Source organism: Halomonas sp., assembly GCF_052095765.1.
In the GTDB taxonomy this organism is placed as follows: domain Bacteria; phylum Pseudomonadota; class Gammaproteobacteria; order Pseudomonadales; family Halomonadaceae; genus Halomonas.
Window position 1 is genome coordinate 50693 of record NZ_JBQDJZ010000004.1, and the last position, 12626, is coordinate 63318.

The 12626-nt window shown below is 58.0% G+C and carries 12 protein-coding genes; 10 read left to right on the forward strand and 2 right to left on the reverse strand.

The genetic code is table 11. The features are described from left to right. The first annotated feature begins 39 nt into the window (after positions 1 to 39). From miaA to ACTH3D_RS01390, 7 genes are all read left to right on the forward strand, one after another. Complete coding sequence (gene miaA, locus ACTH3D_RS01360; protein WP_441664476.1) at positions 40 to 978, forward strand: tRNA (adenosine(37)-N6)-dimethylallyltransferase MiaA; 939 nt, start codon at positions 40 to 42, stop codon at positions 976 to 978. 110 nt (positions 979 to 1088) lie between these two features. Continuing rightward, a complete protein-coding gene (gene hfq / locus ACTH3D_RS01365) occupies positions 1089 to 1331 on the forward strand; it encodes an RNA chaperone Hfq (RefSeq protein ID WP_441664478.1) in 243 nt (80 codons plus the stop codon). 14 nt (positions 1332 to 1345) lie between these two features. Beyond that, the gene (hflX, locus tag ACTH3D_RS01370) at positions 1346 to 2662 is read left to right on the forward strand and encodes a ribosome rescue GTPase HflX (RefSeq protein WP_441664480.1); all 1317 of its coding nucleotides are present in this window, start codon (positions 1346 to 1348) and stop codon (positions 2660 to 2662) included. Between the two features lie 185 nt (positions 2663 to 2847). Further along, positions 2848 to 4119 carry an FtsH protease activity modulator HflK gene (gene hflK / locus ACTH3D_RS01375; protein WP_441664482.1) on the forward strand — a complete coding sequence of 424 codons (1272 nt, stop codon included), beginning with the start codon at positions 2848 to 2850 and terminating at the stop codon, positions 4117 to 4119. A gap of 2 nt (positions 4120 to 4121) precedes the next feature. Further along, complete coding sequence (gene hflC / locus ACTH3D_RS01380) at positions 4122 to 5000, forward strand: protease modulator HflC (protein ID WP_441664484.1); 879 nt, start codon at positions 4122 to 4124, stop codon at positions 4998 to 5000. A gap of 246 nt (positions 5001 to 5246) precedes the next feature. Next, the gene (locus ACTH3D_RS01385; protein WP_441664486.1) at positions 5247 to 6443 is read left to right on the forward strand and encodes an ATP phosphoribosyltransferase regulatory subunit; all 1197 of its coding nucleotides are present in this window, start codon (positions 5247 to 5249) and stop codon (positions 6441 to 6443) included. Between the two features lie 63 nt (positions 6444 to 6506). Beyond that, positions 6507 to 7802: an adenylosuccinate synthase gene (locus ACTH3D_RS01390; RefSeq protein WP_441664488.1), complete on the forward strand. Its 1296-nt coding sequence runs from the start codon at positions 6507 to 6509 to the stop codon at positions 7800 to 7802. 87 nt (positions 7803 to 7889) lie between these two features. Here ACTH3D_RS01390 and ACTH3D_RS01395 read toward each other — a convergent pair whose 3' ends face one another. Together ACTH3D_RS01395 and ACTH3D_RS01400 are read right to left on the reverse strand one after the other, a co-directional pair. Further along, positions 7890 to 9563 carry a BCCT family transporter gene (locus ACTH3D_RS01395; protein WP_441664490.1) on the reverse strand — a complete coding sequence of 558 codons (1674 nt, stop codon included), beginning with the start codon at positions 9561 to 9563 and terminating at the stop codon, positions 7890 to 7892. A gap of 67 nt (positions 9564 to 9630) precedes the next feature. After that, positions 9631 to 10053 (reverse strand): universal stress protein, encoded by a 423-nt coding sequence (locus tag ACTH3D_RS01400; protein ID WP_441664492.1) that lies wholly within the window; start codon positions 10051 to 10053, stop codon positions 9631 to 9633. A gap of 283 nt (positions 10054 to 10336) precedes the next feature. Between ACTH3D_RS01400 and cls the strand changes: the two genes are divergently transcribed. The 3 genes from cls to ACTH3D_RS01415 form a co-directional block, all read left to right on the forward strand. Further along, positions 10337 to 11851 carry a cardiolipin synthase gene (gene cls / locus ACTH3D_RS01405; RefSeq protein ID WP_441664494.1) on the forward strand — a complete coding sequence of 505 codons (1515 nt, stop codon included), beginning with the start codon at positions 10337 to 10339 and terminating at the stop codon, positions 11849 to 11851. A 14-nt stretch (positions 11852 to 11865) separates the two neighbouring features. After that, on the forward strand, positions 11866 to 12021 hold the full coding sequence (locus ACTH3D_RS01410; protein ID WP_441664496.1) for a hypothetical protein: 156 nt from the start codon (positions 11866 to 11868) through the stop codon (positions 12019 to 12021). Positions 12022 to 12189: 168 nt separating this feature from the next. Continuing rightward, the coding region (locus tag ACTH3D_RS01415) for an L-threonylcarbamoyladenylate synthase (protein ID WP_441664498.1) at positions 12190 to 12626 on the forward strand (437 nt) is incomplete at its 3' end.

The following is a 12626-nucleotide window of genomic DNA, read 5'->3' on the forward strand; positions in this document are numbered from 1 at the left end:
CAAGAGGGCAGTCAGCGATCAATTACCTATGGCGTGCCAATGAGTGACTCTCGCCCGGCGGCGATTTTTTTGATGGGCCCAACGGCAGCCGGTAAGACCGGTCTGGCCATTGCGCTGCATGAGCTGCTGGGTGCCGATTTGATCAGTGTTGATTCGGCGATGGTCTATCGCGGCATGGATATCGGTAGTGCCAAGCCCAGTGCCGATGAGTTGGCCCGGGCACCGCACCGGCTGGTCGATATTCGCGATCCGGCCGAGCCATATTCGGCCGCCGAGTTTCGTCAGGATGCGCGGCGCGAAATGTGCGCGATCAGTGAAGCAGGTAGCTTGCCGCTGCTGGTGGGCGGCACCATGTTGTATTTCAACCGCCTGCAGCAGGGCGTGGCCAATCTGCCCGAGGCCCAGCCTGAGCTGCGCGCTGAGCTTGAGGCTCAGGCTGAACAGCATGGTCTGACGGTGCTGCATGAAGAGCTTGCCCGCGTCGACCCAGTATCTGCGCAGCGCATTCACCCCAACGATCCCCAGCGGCTGATGAGGGCGTTGGAGGTCTACCGACATAGCGGTCGTACCTTGACGGAGCTTTGGCAGGAGCAGCAGGCAGAAAAATTTCCCTGGCGGGTGTTGGTCATCGGCCTTGCCCCGGCAGACCGTGGGTTGCTGCACCGGCGGATTGCCCAGCGCTTCGACAGCATGCTGGAGGCCGGGTTGCTGGAGGAGGTGGCTGCGCTGAAAGGTCGCAGCGATCTGCACTCGGGCCTGCCCTCTATGAAAAGCGTCGGTTACCGGCAGGCGTGGCAGTATCTGGATGGAGATACCGACAAGGACACGTTTCGTCAGCGCACCTTAGCGGCCACGCGACAGCTGGCCAAACGCCAGTTGACCTGGATGAGAAGCTGGCCAAACCTGGTCTGGGTTGATCCCACCGGGGCCGACCCCCGGCAGCAGGTGGCGAAACTTGTGCGCAAGCACAGCAGTTAGCGTAAAATGCCGGATTTGACGCGGCATATGATTTGCCCTGATGGACAGTTGTGTCTTGCAGGGCCAGCATTGGCAACTTAATTAACCCAGAGCCTCTCAGGGAGAGAACAATGTCAAAAGGGCAGTCCCTTCAAGACCCGTACCTGAACATCCTGCGTAAGGAACGTATTCCGGTATCCATTTTTCTGGTTAATGGCATCAAACTTCAGGGCCAGATCGAGTCGTTTGACCAGTTCGTCATCCTGTTGCGTAATACGGTCAGCCAGATGGTTTATAAGCACGCCATCTCTACCGTGGTGCCGTCGCGCAATGTGCGCCTGCCGGCGCCTGATGCACCAGGGCAGGACGACTAAGCGTGAGGTACTGATTGTTTTTTGAGCGACCCGACGCCGGGGAAACGGCAGTTCTCGTCCATATCGACTTTCAGGACGAGAATGAACGTGAAGACTCTCATGAGTTTCTGGAGCTGGTGCGCTCGGCAGGAGCCGAGCCGGCTACTCTGTTGACCGGAAGCCGGAACCGCCCGGATTCGCGCTTTTTTATTGGTACCGGAAAGCTTGAGGAGCTTCGCGAGGCACTGCAGGTGCATGAGGCTGAGCTGGTGATTTTTAACCACGCTCTGAGCCCGTCCCAGGAGCGCAACGTGGAGAAGTCACTCAAGTGCCGGGTGCTTGATCGCACAGGGCTGATTCTTGATATCTTCGCCCAGCGGGCGCGTACCCATGAGGGCAAGCTGCAGGTTGAGCTGGCCCAGCTGGAGTACATGTCCACACGGCTGATTCGTGGCTGGACCCACTTGGAACGTCAGGCAGGTGGTATTGGCCTGCGCGGCCCGGGCGAGACCCAGCTCGAAACAGACCGCCGGCTACTGCGTGCCCGGATCAAGGCGATTCATAAGCGGTTGGATAAGGTGCGCCGTCAGCGCGATCAGAACCGGCGTGCCCGTGAGCGGGCTGAGGTGCCCAGCGTGTCTCTGGTAGGCTATACCAACGCGGGAAAGTCGACGCTGTTCAACGCCGTTACCGAATCGGATGTGTACACTGCCGACCAGCTGTTCGCGACCCTTGATCCGACCCTTAGGCGGCTTGAGGTCGAGGATGTGGGGGCGGTGGTGCTGGCCGATACGGTGGGGTTTATCCGCCATTTGCCGCACAAGTTGGTTGAGGCGTTTCGGGCCACTTTGCAGGAGGCTGCCGAAGCCAGCTTGCTGGTGCATGTAATTGACGCTGCTGACCCTGATCGCGACCTCAATATTGAGCAGGTCGATAATGTGCTGGCAGAAATCGGTGCTGACAAGGTGCCGGTGCTTCAGGTGATGAACAAGATCGACCTGCTGGACAGCTCGCCGCGTATTGAGCGGGATGACCAGGGCATACCGACTGCCGTCTGGCTGTCGGCTCAGGATGGCCGCGGGATTGATCTCTTCCATGAGGCGCTGAGGGACTGCCTGGCGGAAGATATCATCGACATGGTGATGACCCTGGCGCCCGAGCAGGGACGGCTACGGGCCGGTCTGCATGAGCTGGGGGCAGTGCGCGAAGAGACCTTTGATGATGAAGGCAAGACCCGGCTTCAGGTACGCTTGCCGCGGCGGGAGTTCAATCAGTTGATGGCGCGACTTGATGAACGTGCCAGGGACTACCTGCCTGAATCATTGGATGACAGCGAAGACTGGGAAGAATGACGCTCCCGGACAGCATGGTTTGGCAGAGTTGTTTGACAGAATTGTTTGACAGTGTTTTTTGACAGCCCTGTGGGATTGCGCTCTGGTAGGGGCTCAGGCTGTGAAAGATCATGCAATAATTGCAATTGACACCTGCTCACGGTCATGGCAGTGGGCAGAATGAAACATCTAGCGGAGAAGGATTTATGGCCTGGAATGAGCCGGGAGGCGGCAACCAGCACGACCCATGGGGTGGTGGCGGACGCCGCGGTGGCAGTGGCGGTGGTGGAGACAAGAATAACCAGGGGCCGCCAGACCTCGACGAAGCCCTGAAGAAATTTCAGGACAAGCTCAACAGCATGCTGGGCGGTCGTAAAAAGGGCAGTGGCAATAAAGGCGGCGGTAACGGCGACAATAATAAAGGTGGCGGTGGCGGCGGTAAGTTGTCGCGTAGCCCCTTTACCCTACCGGGACTGCTGCTCATTGTGGCGCTCGCTGTCTGGGCCGCATCGGGCTTCTACCTGGTGGACCAGGCGGAGCGTGGCGTGGTGCTGCGTTTTGGCAAGTTCCAGGAAGTTGTCACCCCAGGCCTGCACTGGAACCCGCCGCTGATCGACGAAGTACGCATGGTCAACGTGACCCGCGTACGTTCGCTGCAGCAGACCCAGGCGATGCTGACCCAGGACGAAAATATTGTGTCGGTGGAAATCTCCGCTCAGTATCAGGTCGCCAATCCCAAGGACTTCGTACTTAATGTGCGGGATCCGGCACTATCGATGGAAAATGCGCTGGATTCGGCGCTGCGCCATGTGGTTGGTGGTACCGATATGATCGATATCCTGACTTCTGGCCGTGAAATCCTCGGTAGCGCGGTCTTCAGCCGGTTGCAGTCCTATCTGGACAGCTATGGTGCCGGTATTCGCCTGCAGACGATCAACGTCGAGTCGACATCGCCGCCGGATGCTGTGCGCGATGCCTTTGATGACGTTATTCGTGCTCGCGAGGATCGCCAGCGCACGATCAACCAAGCGATGGCCTATGCCAACGCCATTATTCCCAAGGCCCAGGGCCAGGCCCAGCGTCTGATCGAGCAGGGGCAGGGGTATCGTGAGTCAGTGGTTGCCGAGTCGCGTGGTCAGGCCAACCGCTTTGGCGCGCTGCTGGCTGAGTACCAGTTGGCGCCTGAGATCCTGCGCCAGCGTCTGTATCTCGATACGCTGTCAGAGGTGTATGGCAACAATGCTAAGATGCTGATCGATGTCAGTGAGCAGAGTCCATTGATGGTGCTGCCGCTGGAACGGCTGACATCCACGTTGGGTGGAGGCAGGGCTGGCAGTGAGGGCAGTCTGTCCAGCCAGGGTGACGCAGCAGCGGATCCGGGCATGAGCAGCTCACCCAATAGTTCATCCAGCAGCGACAGCAGCTCTGGCAATAACAGAAACAGCGCTACCAGCGGTATTCGCCGGGAGGGTCGTTAACGATGATCAATAACCGTTCCTTGCTGATCGTCGGCGGCATCGCCGCGATAGCCTGGGTGGCCAGCAATTCGCTGTATGTCGTTGATGCCACCGAGCGCGCTGTCAAACTGCGCTTTGGTGAGGTTATCGAAGAGGATATCCAGCCAGGGTTGCACGCCAAAGTGCCGATTACCCAGACTATCCGCAAGTTTGATACTCGGGTTCTGACGCTGGATACCCAGGCCAGTCGCTATCTGACCCTGGAGCAAAAAGCCGTGGTGGTCGACTCCTACGTACAGTGGCAGGTCATCAACCCGACCCGTTACTACGAAGCGACCGCAGGCGATGAGCTGCAGGCGGTGCGCTTGATCGAGCCGCGTGTCGATGAAAGCCTGCGTAACGAGTTTGGCCGACTGAACCTGCAGCAGATCATTTCTGAAAGGCGCGATGATCTGATGACCGGGCCCACCGAAGAGCTCAACCGGCTGATGCGCGAAGAGCTGGGTGTGGCAATTCTTGATATCCGCGTCAAGCGGATCGATCTGCCTGAAGACGTGTCCAGCGCGGTGTATGACCGGATGCGCTCCGAGCGTGAGCGGGAGGCTCGTGAATGGCGCGCCCAGGGTCAGGAAGAATCCGAGCGTATCCAGGCCAACGCCGATCGTCGCCGCCAGGTGCTGTTGGCACAGGCCACCGAGCGGGCTGAAACCCTGCGTGGTGAAGGGGATGCTGAGGCGGCAAGTATCTATGCCGAGGCCTATGGCCAGGATGAGGAGTTCTATACCTTCTGGCGCAGCATGGAAGCCTATCGCCAGAGTTTCACCGGTGATAGCGACCTGCTGGTGCTGGACCCGTCCAGTGACTTCTTCCAGTTCCTGAAGCAGCCCACTGGTAGGCAGTAAGCGTCGGCAGTAAAACGCTTCCGGGCCGAGTGATCCGTCGCCGGTCCGGAAGCTTCAACGCTCGGTCAGATATGATAGACTTGGCGTGAATCACACCGGGCGCGCCCGGTTTTTTTGTGGCCACCTTTGTGATCCTGGCGGCGCGTCCGTGCTTGCAGCGTTTTTGGCATTCCGGTCCGCTCATTGCGCCATGTTGCATCAGACGTTGTGTCACAGGCCATTCAACTGTCTTGCAGGAAGAATCACATGACCATCGCTGACCGCTGGCTGCTGCCCGACGGCATCGACGAAGTGCTGCCGCCTCAGGCCGGGCGCATGGAGAAGCTACGGCGTAACTTGCTTGATCTGTATGACCGCTGGGGCTATGACCAGGTCATGCCGCCCTCGGTGGAGTTTCTTGACTCCTTGCTAACCGGCCCCGGCAGTGAGCTGGATTTGCAGACCATCAAGCTGACCGACCAGCTGACCGGCCGGATGATGGGTGCTAGCGCCGACGTTACCCCCCAGGTAGCGCGTATGGATGCCCATTCGCTCAAGCGCCAGGGGCCGGCGCGGCTGTGCTACTGTACCAATGTGCTGCGCGCCAAGCCGGATCACCCCCAGGGTAGCCGCAGTCCGGTTCAGGTCGGTCTGGAACTATTCGGTCATGCCGGCATTGATGCTGACCTGGAAATTCTGCGTCTGGCCCTTGCCAGTCTTGATGTTGCCGGTGCTGACGAGATTCACCTGGCCATCGGCCATATCGGTATCTATCGCAGCCTGGTCGCCAGTGCTGAGCTGAGTGTCGACGATGAACAGGCGATCTTCAGGGCGCTGCGTCTCAAGTCGCCCGGTGAGCTGGCTAGCCAGGTTAAAGCCGCGGTAGAGGATCCGGGGCTTGCCGCCATGTTCCGCGCCCTGGGCGAGCTCAACGGTGGTCCTGAAGTGCTGGATGAAGCCCGCGAGGTATTCTCCGAGGCTCCCCAGGCTGTTGGGGCCGCGCTGGATCAGCTGCAGGCGTTGCATCGCGGTGTCAAAGCTGAGTTTCCTGAGGTTGCGCTATTCTTCGACATGGCGGAGCTGCGCGGCTTCAAATATCACACTGGCATGATGTTTGCGGCCTATGTGCCGGGCTACGGCCAGGCGCTGGTCAAGGGCGGGCGCTATGATGACACTGGTCGGGCTTTTGGGCGCGCGCGTCCGGCCACGGGTTTCTCGATGGATCTCAAGCATCTGGCGGGACTGTCCAGCGAGACGCCGGTCAGTGATGCCATCTGGGCACCGGCCAGCGGTGATGGATTGGCTGACGCGGTCAGCCGCTTGCGCGGGCAGGGCGAACGTGTCGTTCAGGCGTTGCCTGGGCAGCGTACCGGCCCTGCTGAACATGGTTGCCGTCGCCAGCTGGAAATGGCTGATAGCGGCTGGAAAATAGCAGCTCTTGAGCCTATCGCCGATCAGACTTGAGCGTCTGACCACAACATCCGACGCGCCGGCTACAGCCGGGCGCAGCAATGAGAGACGAAAGCAATGGGCAAGAATGTAGTCGTACTGGGTACCCAGTGGGGTGACGAAGGCAAGGGCAAGGTCGTTGATCTGCTGACCGAGTCTGCTGATACCGTCGTGCGCTTTCAGGGCGGGCACAACGCCGGCCATACGCTGGTGATCGACGGTGAAAAAACCGTTTTGCATCTGATTCCATCGGGCATTCTGTGGCCGGGCAAGACCTGCGTGATCGGCAATGGCGTGGTGTTGTCGCCCGAGGCGTTGCTTGAAGAAATTCATAAGCTTGAGGCGCGTGGCGTGCAGGTGCGTGAGCGTTTGCGTCTGTCACCGGCCTGTACGCTGATTCTGCCTTACCACGCTTATCTCGATCAGGCGCGTGAGAAAGATCGCGGTGAGGCCAAAATCGGTACCACCGGGCGCGGCATCGGCCCGGCCTATGAAGATAAAGTAGCGCGTCGTGGCTTGCGTCTTGGCGACATGCTGTATCCCGAGCGTTTTGCCGCCAAGCTCAAGGAAGTGCTGGAATACCATAACTTTGTTCTCACCGAGTACCATAAGGTTGAGCCGGTAGACTTCCAGCAGGTGCTGGACGACGCCATGCGAATGGCCGACGAGCTGCGCGATTTGGTGTGTGACACTGTCAGCCTGGTACATGATGTGCGCAAGGCCGGCAAGAACATCCTGTTTGAAGGTGCCCAGGGCTCGTTGCTGGATATCGACCACGGTACTTATCCCTTCGTGACCAGCTCCAACACCACCGCTGGTGGAACTGCCACCGGTTCTGGCGTTGGGCCGCTGTATCTCGACTATGTGCTGGGTATCACTAAGGCCTACACCACGCGCGTCGGTGCAGGGCCGTTCCCTACCGAGCTATTTGATGACAATGGCCGTCACCTGGCTGAGAAGGGCCATGAGTTTGGCGCTACTACCGGCAGGGCGCGTCGCTGCGGCTGGTTTGATGTGGTGGTACTGCGCCATGCCGTTCAGATCAACTCGATTTCCGGCATCTGCCTGACCAAGCTGGATGTGCTTGACGGCATGGATGCCATCCAGGTCTGCGTGGGCTATCGCTGCAAGGACGGCAAGGTACTGGAAACACCGGTAGATGCTGAAGGCTATGGCGAGGTTGAGCCGGTCTACCACGAGATGCCCGGCTGGAGTGAGTCAACGCTTGGCGCCCGCAGCCTCGATGAGCTGCCGGAAAACGCCAGAGCCTATATCGCATTCCTGGAAGAGCAGATCGGTACGCCGATCGATATCGTGTCCACTGGACCGGATCGCAACGAGACCATCGTGCTGCGTAATCCTTTCACAGACTGATTGTCTGGAGTTAAAAAACCCCGCCATGATTATTCATGGCGGGGTTTTTCGTTAGCGTCGGCTTTTCATCCGCGCTCAGTGTGAGCGTCAGACGCTTCTTGGTTCACTCATCAGACCCTTGATCAGTGAGTAGCAACCCACCAGCAGGACCAGGGTGAAGGGCAGACCAGTTGACACTGATGCTGCCTGCAGCGCCGTCAGACCACCACCGATCAGCAAGGCAATCGCGATGCCGCCCTCGATCAGCGCCCAGAAGACTCGCTGGGGCTTGGGGGCATCAACCTTGCCGCCCGCAGTGATGGAGTCGATCACCAGCGAGCCGGAGTCCGACGAGGTGATGAAAAACACCATGACCAGGATGATACCCACAAAGGAAGTAATAGAAGACAGCGGTAGCTCACCCAGCATGGCGAATAGTTTCAGGTCCAGGGCGGCCTCTTTGGTGCCCATGAAACCGTCACTGATCAACTGGTCGATAGCCGTGCCGCCAAAAGCGGTCATCCACAGCACGGAGACCAGTGTAGGTACCAGCAGTACGGCAATCAGGAACTCGCGTACGCTGCGGCCGCGGCTGACCCGGGCGATAAACATGCCGACAAAGGGTGACCAGGAGATCCACCAGGCCCAGTAGAAGGCTGTCCAGCCCTGCACGAAGTTAGCATCTTCACGCCCAAATGGATTGGCCAGTGCCGGCAGGTGGGTGACATAGCTGCCCAGGTTAGAGAAAAACCCGGTGGCAATAGCCAGCGTCGGACCGACCGCAATGACGAAGAACAGCAGCAGGAAGGCCAGCGCCATGTTGACCTGGGACAGCCGCTGTACGCCCTTGTCTACCCCCGCAACGACAGACAGCAGCGCTATGAGGGTGATGCCCAGTATCAGCAGCACCATGGTCGCGTCGGTATTGGGTATGCCAAAGAGTTCATTCAGGCCGGAGGCCGCCTGAGTGGCACCCAGCCCCAGCGAGGTGGCCAGGCCGAACAGGGTAGCAAACACCGCTAGCACATCGATGACATGCCCCGGCCAGCCCCAAATGCGCTCACCCAGCACCGGGTAGAAGATTGAGCGCATGGTCAGCGGCAGACCTTTGTTGAAGGCAAAGATGGCCAGTGACAGCCCTACGATGGCGTAGGCACCCCAGGGATGCAGGCCCCAGTGGAATATGGTTGCCGCCATGCCCAGCGCCTGTGCACCTTGCTGATTGCCCTCGGCCCCGCCCAGCGGTGCCCAGTCGGTGCGTATGCCGTCTTCTCCGACGCTGATTCCGCCCATGGCTGCATCAAAGTGCGACATGGGTTCGGCTACGCCGTAGAACATGAGGCCAATGCCCATACCCGCTGCGAATAGCATGGCAAACCAGCCGGTGTAGCTGAAGTCCGGCGTTGCCTCGGCACCGCCGATACGCACTTTGCCTAGTGGTGACAGCACGATACCCAGTGCTACTAAGACAAAGATGTTACCGCCGAACAGGAATACCCAGCTGAGGTTGCCGGTGAGGTAGTTGAACACGTTGTTGAACAGCGGTTCGACTTCGGTCTGTAGTGCAAGCGTGAGAATCACGAATACCAGAACAACCAGTGACGATACGCTGAATACCACGCTATGCAGGTCAACCGGCACACCAAATTTACTGGTCGCGATATTGTCCTGGCCAATCACGTAGTCCGTATCGATCAGGTTTGCCGCCCCTTCCGGGGCGGGAATGCCCTCAGAGCCTTCGTTTGGCGGCCTGGGTTCATTATTGTGAGGGGTGTTAGTCACAATGTTTTCTCCCTGTAGATGAAAAGCAAGCTAGAAGTTCCTTGTGTTCAGTTGCTGTTTGGTGCGCTTATTGCCGTGGGCGCACCAGGAATACCGAGGCATTCGTCTTGGCGGCGAGCTGGCTACCGTTGGCTGGCATCACGATATCCAGATTTCGGGGCGCATGAGTTGGCATCACGATCAGGTCGGCGCTGATGGTATCGATCGCCTCGACCAGGGTGTCGACCAGGTCAGCGGAAGGGTCGACCCGCTGGATCGTCTTGCTACTGACCGGTTGGCCATGGATCTTGCCACGCTCCTGAGCAAATACCTCAAGTTTTTTCGCATACTCTTCAGGCGTGCGCGCCACGCTGCCAGGAGTAACCGCCGTTACGCCGACGTAGCAGACCTCGGCTTGATAGAAGCCAGCCATGTCAGCAGCTGCCTGAAGTGACGGCTCGATTACGCTGAGATGCGACAAGTCAACGGGTACCATGATCTTCTTGAACATCACTGCACTCCTTAGCGTCAGTTTTAGGCGTCGTTTTTTTAAGCGCTTTATTTTTCTCCATCAGACGCCAATTCACGAAACTATTGGTATATCAGATGCGGCTTGCTGGAAGTGGGCTAGGAATCAGCGCCCCCAAGAATGCGATGAATAATCCATTTTAATCATAACGGGTAGGATTTATAACCGCTTGTTGGCAAAAAGAGACACTTGTTGGGTGTTATCTGTCGTTCCACAGGCTGCTGCAGATGCCCGAAGCGCCAGAATCTTGATAAGGTTAGCTGCCATGGAAGGGGTGTTCAGTGCGGATTATTCCGGTGCTGTTCATTATGTTGTGCTCGGTGTCGGGCTCTTTACTCTAGGAAGTCAGATGGCAATTGTTGTTCTTCTTCATGGTCTGTTGGTGCTGGTCTTCACGATCCGAATTCTGCTGCGTGACGATCTTTCTCCTCCGGCGCGGCTGGCGTGGTTCATTGTTCTTAACGTGGTGCCCTATTTTGGCGTGGTGGTGTACTTCCTGTTTGGTGAGATTGACATCGGTAAGCGTGCGCAGAAACGCCACGATGAAGTCTTTGATGAAATTACTGACGGCGCCTGGAATTACATGGGGAGCAAAGGTGCCTCCAGAAAGCTAATTGAGCCGGCCTATCGCCAGGCGTTTCTCTACGCGTCGTCAATCAACGGTTTTCATACGGTGGCTGGAAACGCCGCCGAGCTGATGGCAGACGGTAGCGCTAGCATTAAGCGTATCGTCGAGGATATCGATGCCGCCACCGACCATGTGCATGTGCTCTATTACATCTGGCTTGAAGACAACACCGGCAGAACCCTGGCAGAAGCTCTGATCCGGGCCGCCCAGCGGGGGGTTACCTGTCGTGCCATGGCAGACGGCTTGGGGTCGCGTGCGCTGATCAAGTCGGCGCTGTGGCGCCGCATGCGTGATGCAGGCGTACAGGTGGCGGTGGCGCTGCCGCTAAAAAGACCACTTTGGGTGATCCTGACGAGCCGGATTGACCTGCGCAACCACCGCAAGATCACAGTGATTGACGGGCGCATCACCTACTGCGGCAGCCGCAACTCGGCTGACCCTGAGTTTCTGCCCAAGGCAAAATATGCGCCCTGGGTAGACATCATGATGCGTTTTACCGGGCCGGTAGTAGCGCAGAACCAGCTGCTGTTCGCTAGTGACTGGATGCAGGCGACTGGTGAACGGCTAGACCGTTTCAAGCTGGTCTTTGAGCCGGAAACCGGTGGTTTTCCGGCTCAGGTCATGGGAGTCGGGCCCACCGAGCGTCGGGGTGCCACGCCGCAGTTGTTTTCCAACCTGATAGCCAGTGCCCAGCAAGAGCTGATCCTGTCCACACCGTATTTCGTGCCTGATGCTACTGTTTTGGAAGCGCTGTGCGCCGCTGCCCATCGCGGCGTCACCGTGACTCTGATCTATCCGCGCAGAAATGACAGTTGGATCGTAGCTGCCGTTAGTCATAGCTATTATCACCGTCTGCTTGGGGCGGGCTGCTTCATTCATGAGTACAGGGATGGCCTCTTGCATGCCAAGACTCTGACTATTGATGGAAAAGTAAGCCTGATCGGCTCCACGAATCTGGATCTGCGTAGCTTTGACCTTAACTACGAGAACAACATTTTGCTGTATGACGAGGCCACAACACAGTCCATTGTTATGCGCCAGCTGGAGTATCTTGAACGCTCTAATAACGTCACACTATCCAGTGTGTTGGCCTGGCCGTTCTATCGGAACGTCTGGAACAACGTGATCGCAACCTTTGGCCCAGTGTTATAAGTATGGACCTCAAAATGTTGATTGATATGAAAGTGTGGCTTTCCGGCTTCGTCAGTCGTGCGCTTTTTGACGTTAGTTACGCAGAATACTTCGTTGTCGGCGGAGGGCTGTTTTCGCTGTTGCTGGTGTTTTTGCCTCAGCCGTTTTTGCAGCGCGTGCTGAGAGACTAGGCTCACTGGGAGAACCATGAGCAGATCGTACTGAACCACCGAGCCGTCAGGGTTATTGCGTTTGAATGGCCTGACAAAGTCTCACATAGTCAACAGGTATTGAGTTTACTGGGCAGGAAGGGGCACAGTACTGCGATCCTGTCATTTACCAGATCATCAGGAGAATTCATGAGCCAGTTTTTTCAGATCCACTCGGAAACCCCCCAAAAGCGCCTGATTGACCAGGCTATCCAGATCATCACCAATGGTGGCGTCATTGCCTACCCTACCGATTCCGGCTATGCGCTGGGTTGTCGGCTGGGTGAGAAAAAGGCAGTCGACCGCATCAAGCGGCTGCGTGCGCTGGATGACAAACACAACTTTACCCTGGTGTGCTCTGATCTCTCCGAGATCGGCACCTACGCCAAGCTGGATAACACCGACTTTCGCCTGCTAAAAGCTCACACGCCGGGTGCTTACACCTTCATACTGCACGCTACCAACGAGGTGCCCCGGCTGCTGCTGCATCCCAAGCGCCGTTCCATCGGTGTGCGTGTGCCAGATCATGCCATCACCCGCGCACTGCTGGATGCTCTGGGCGAGCCGTTGATGAGTGTGACGCTGAT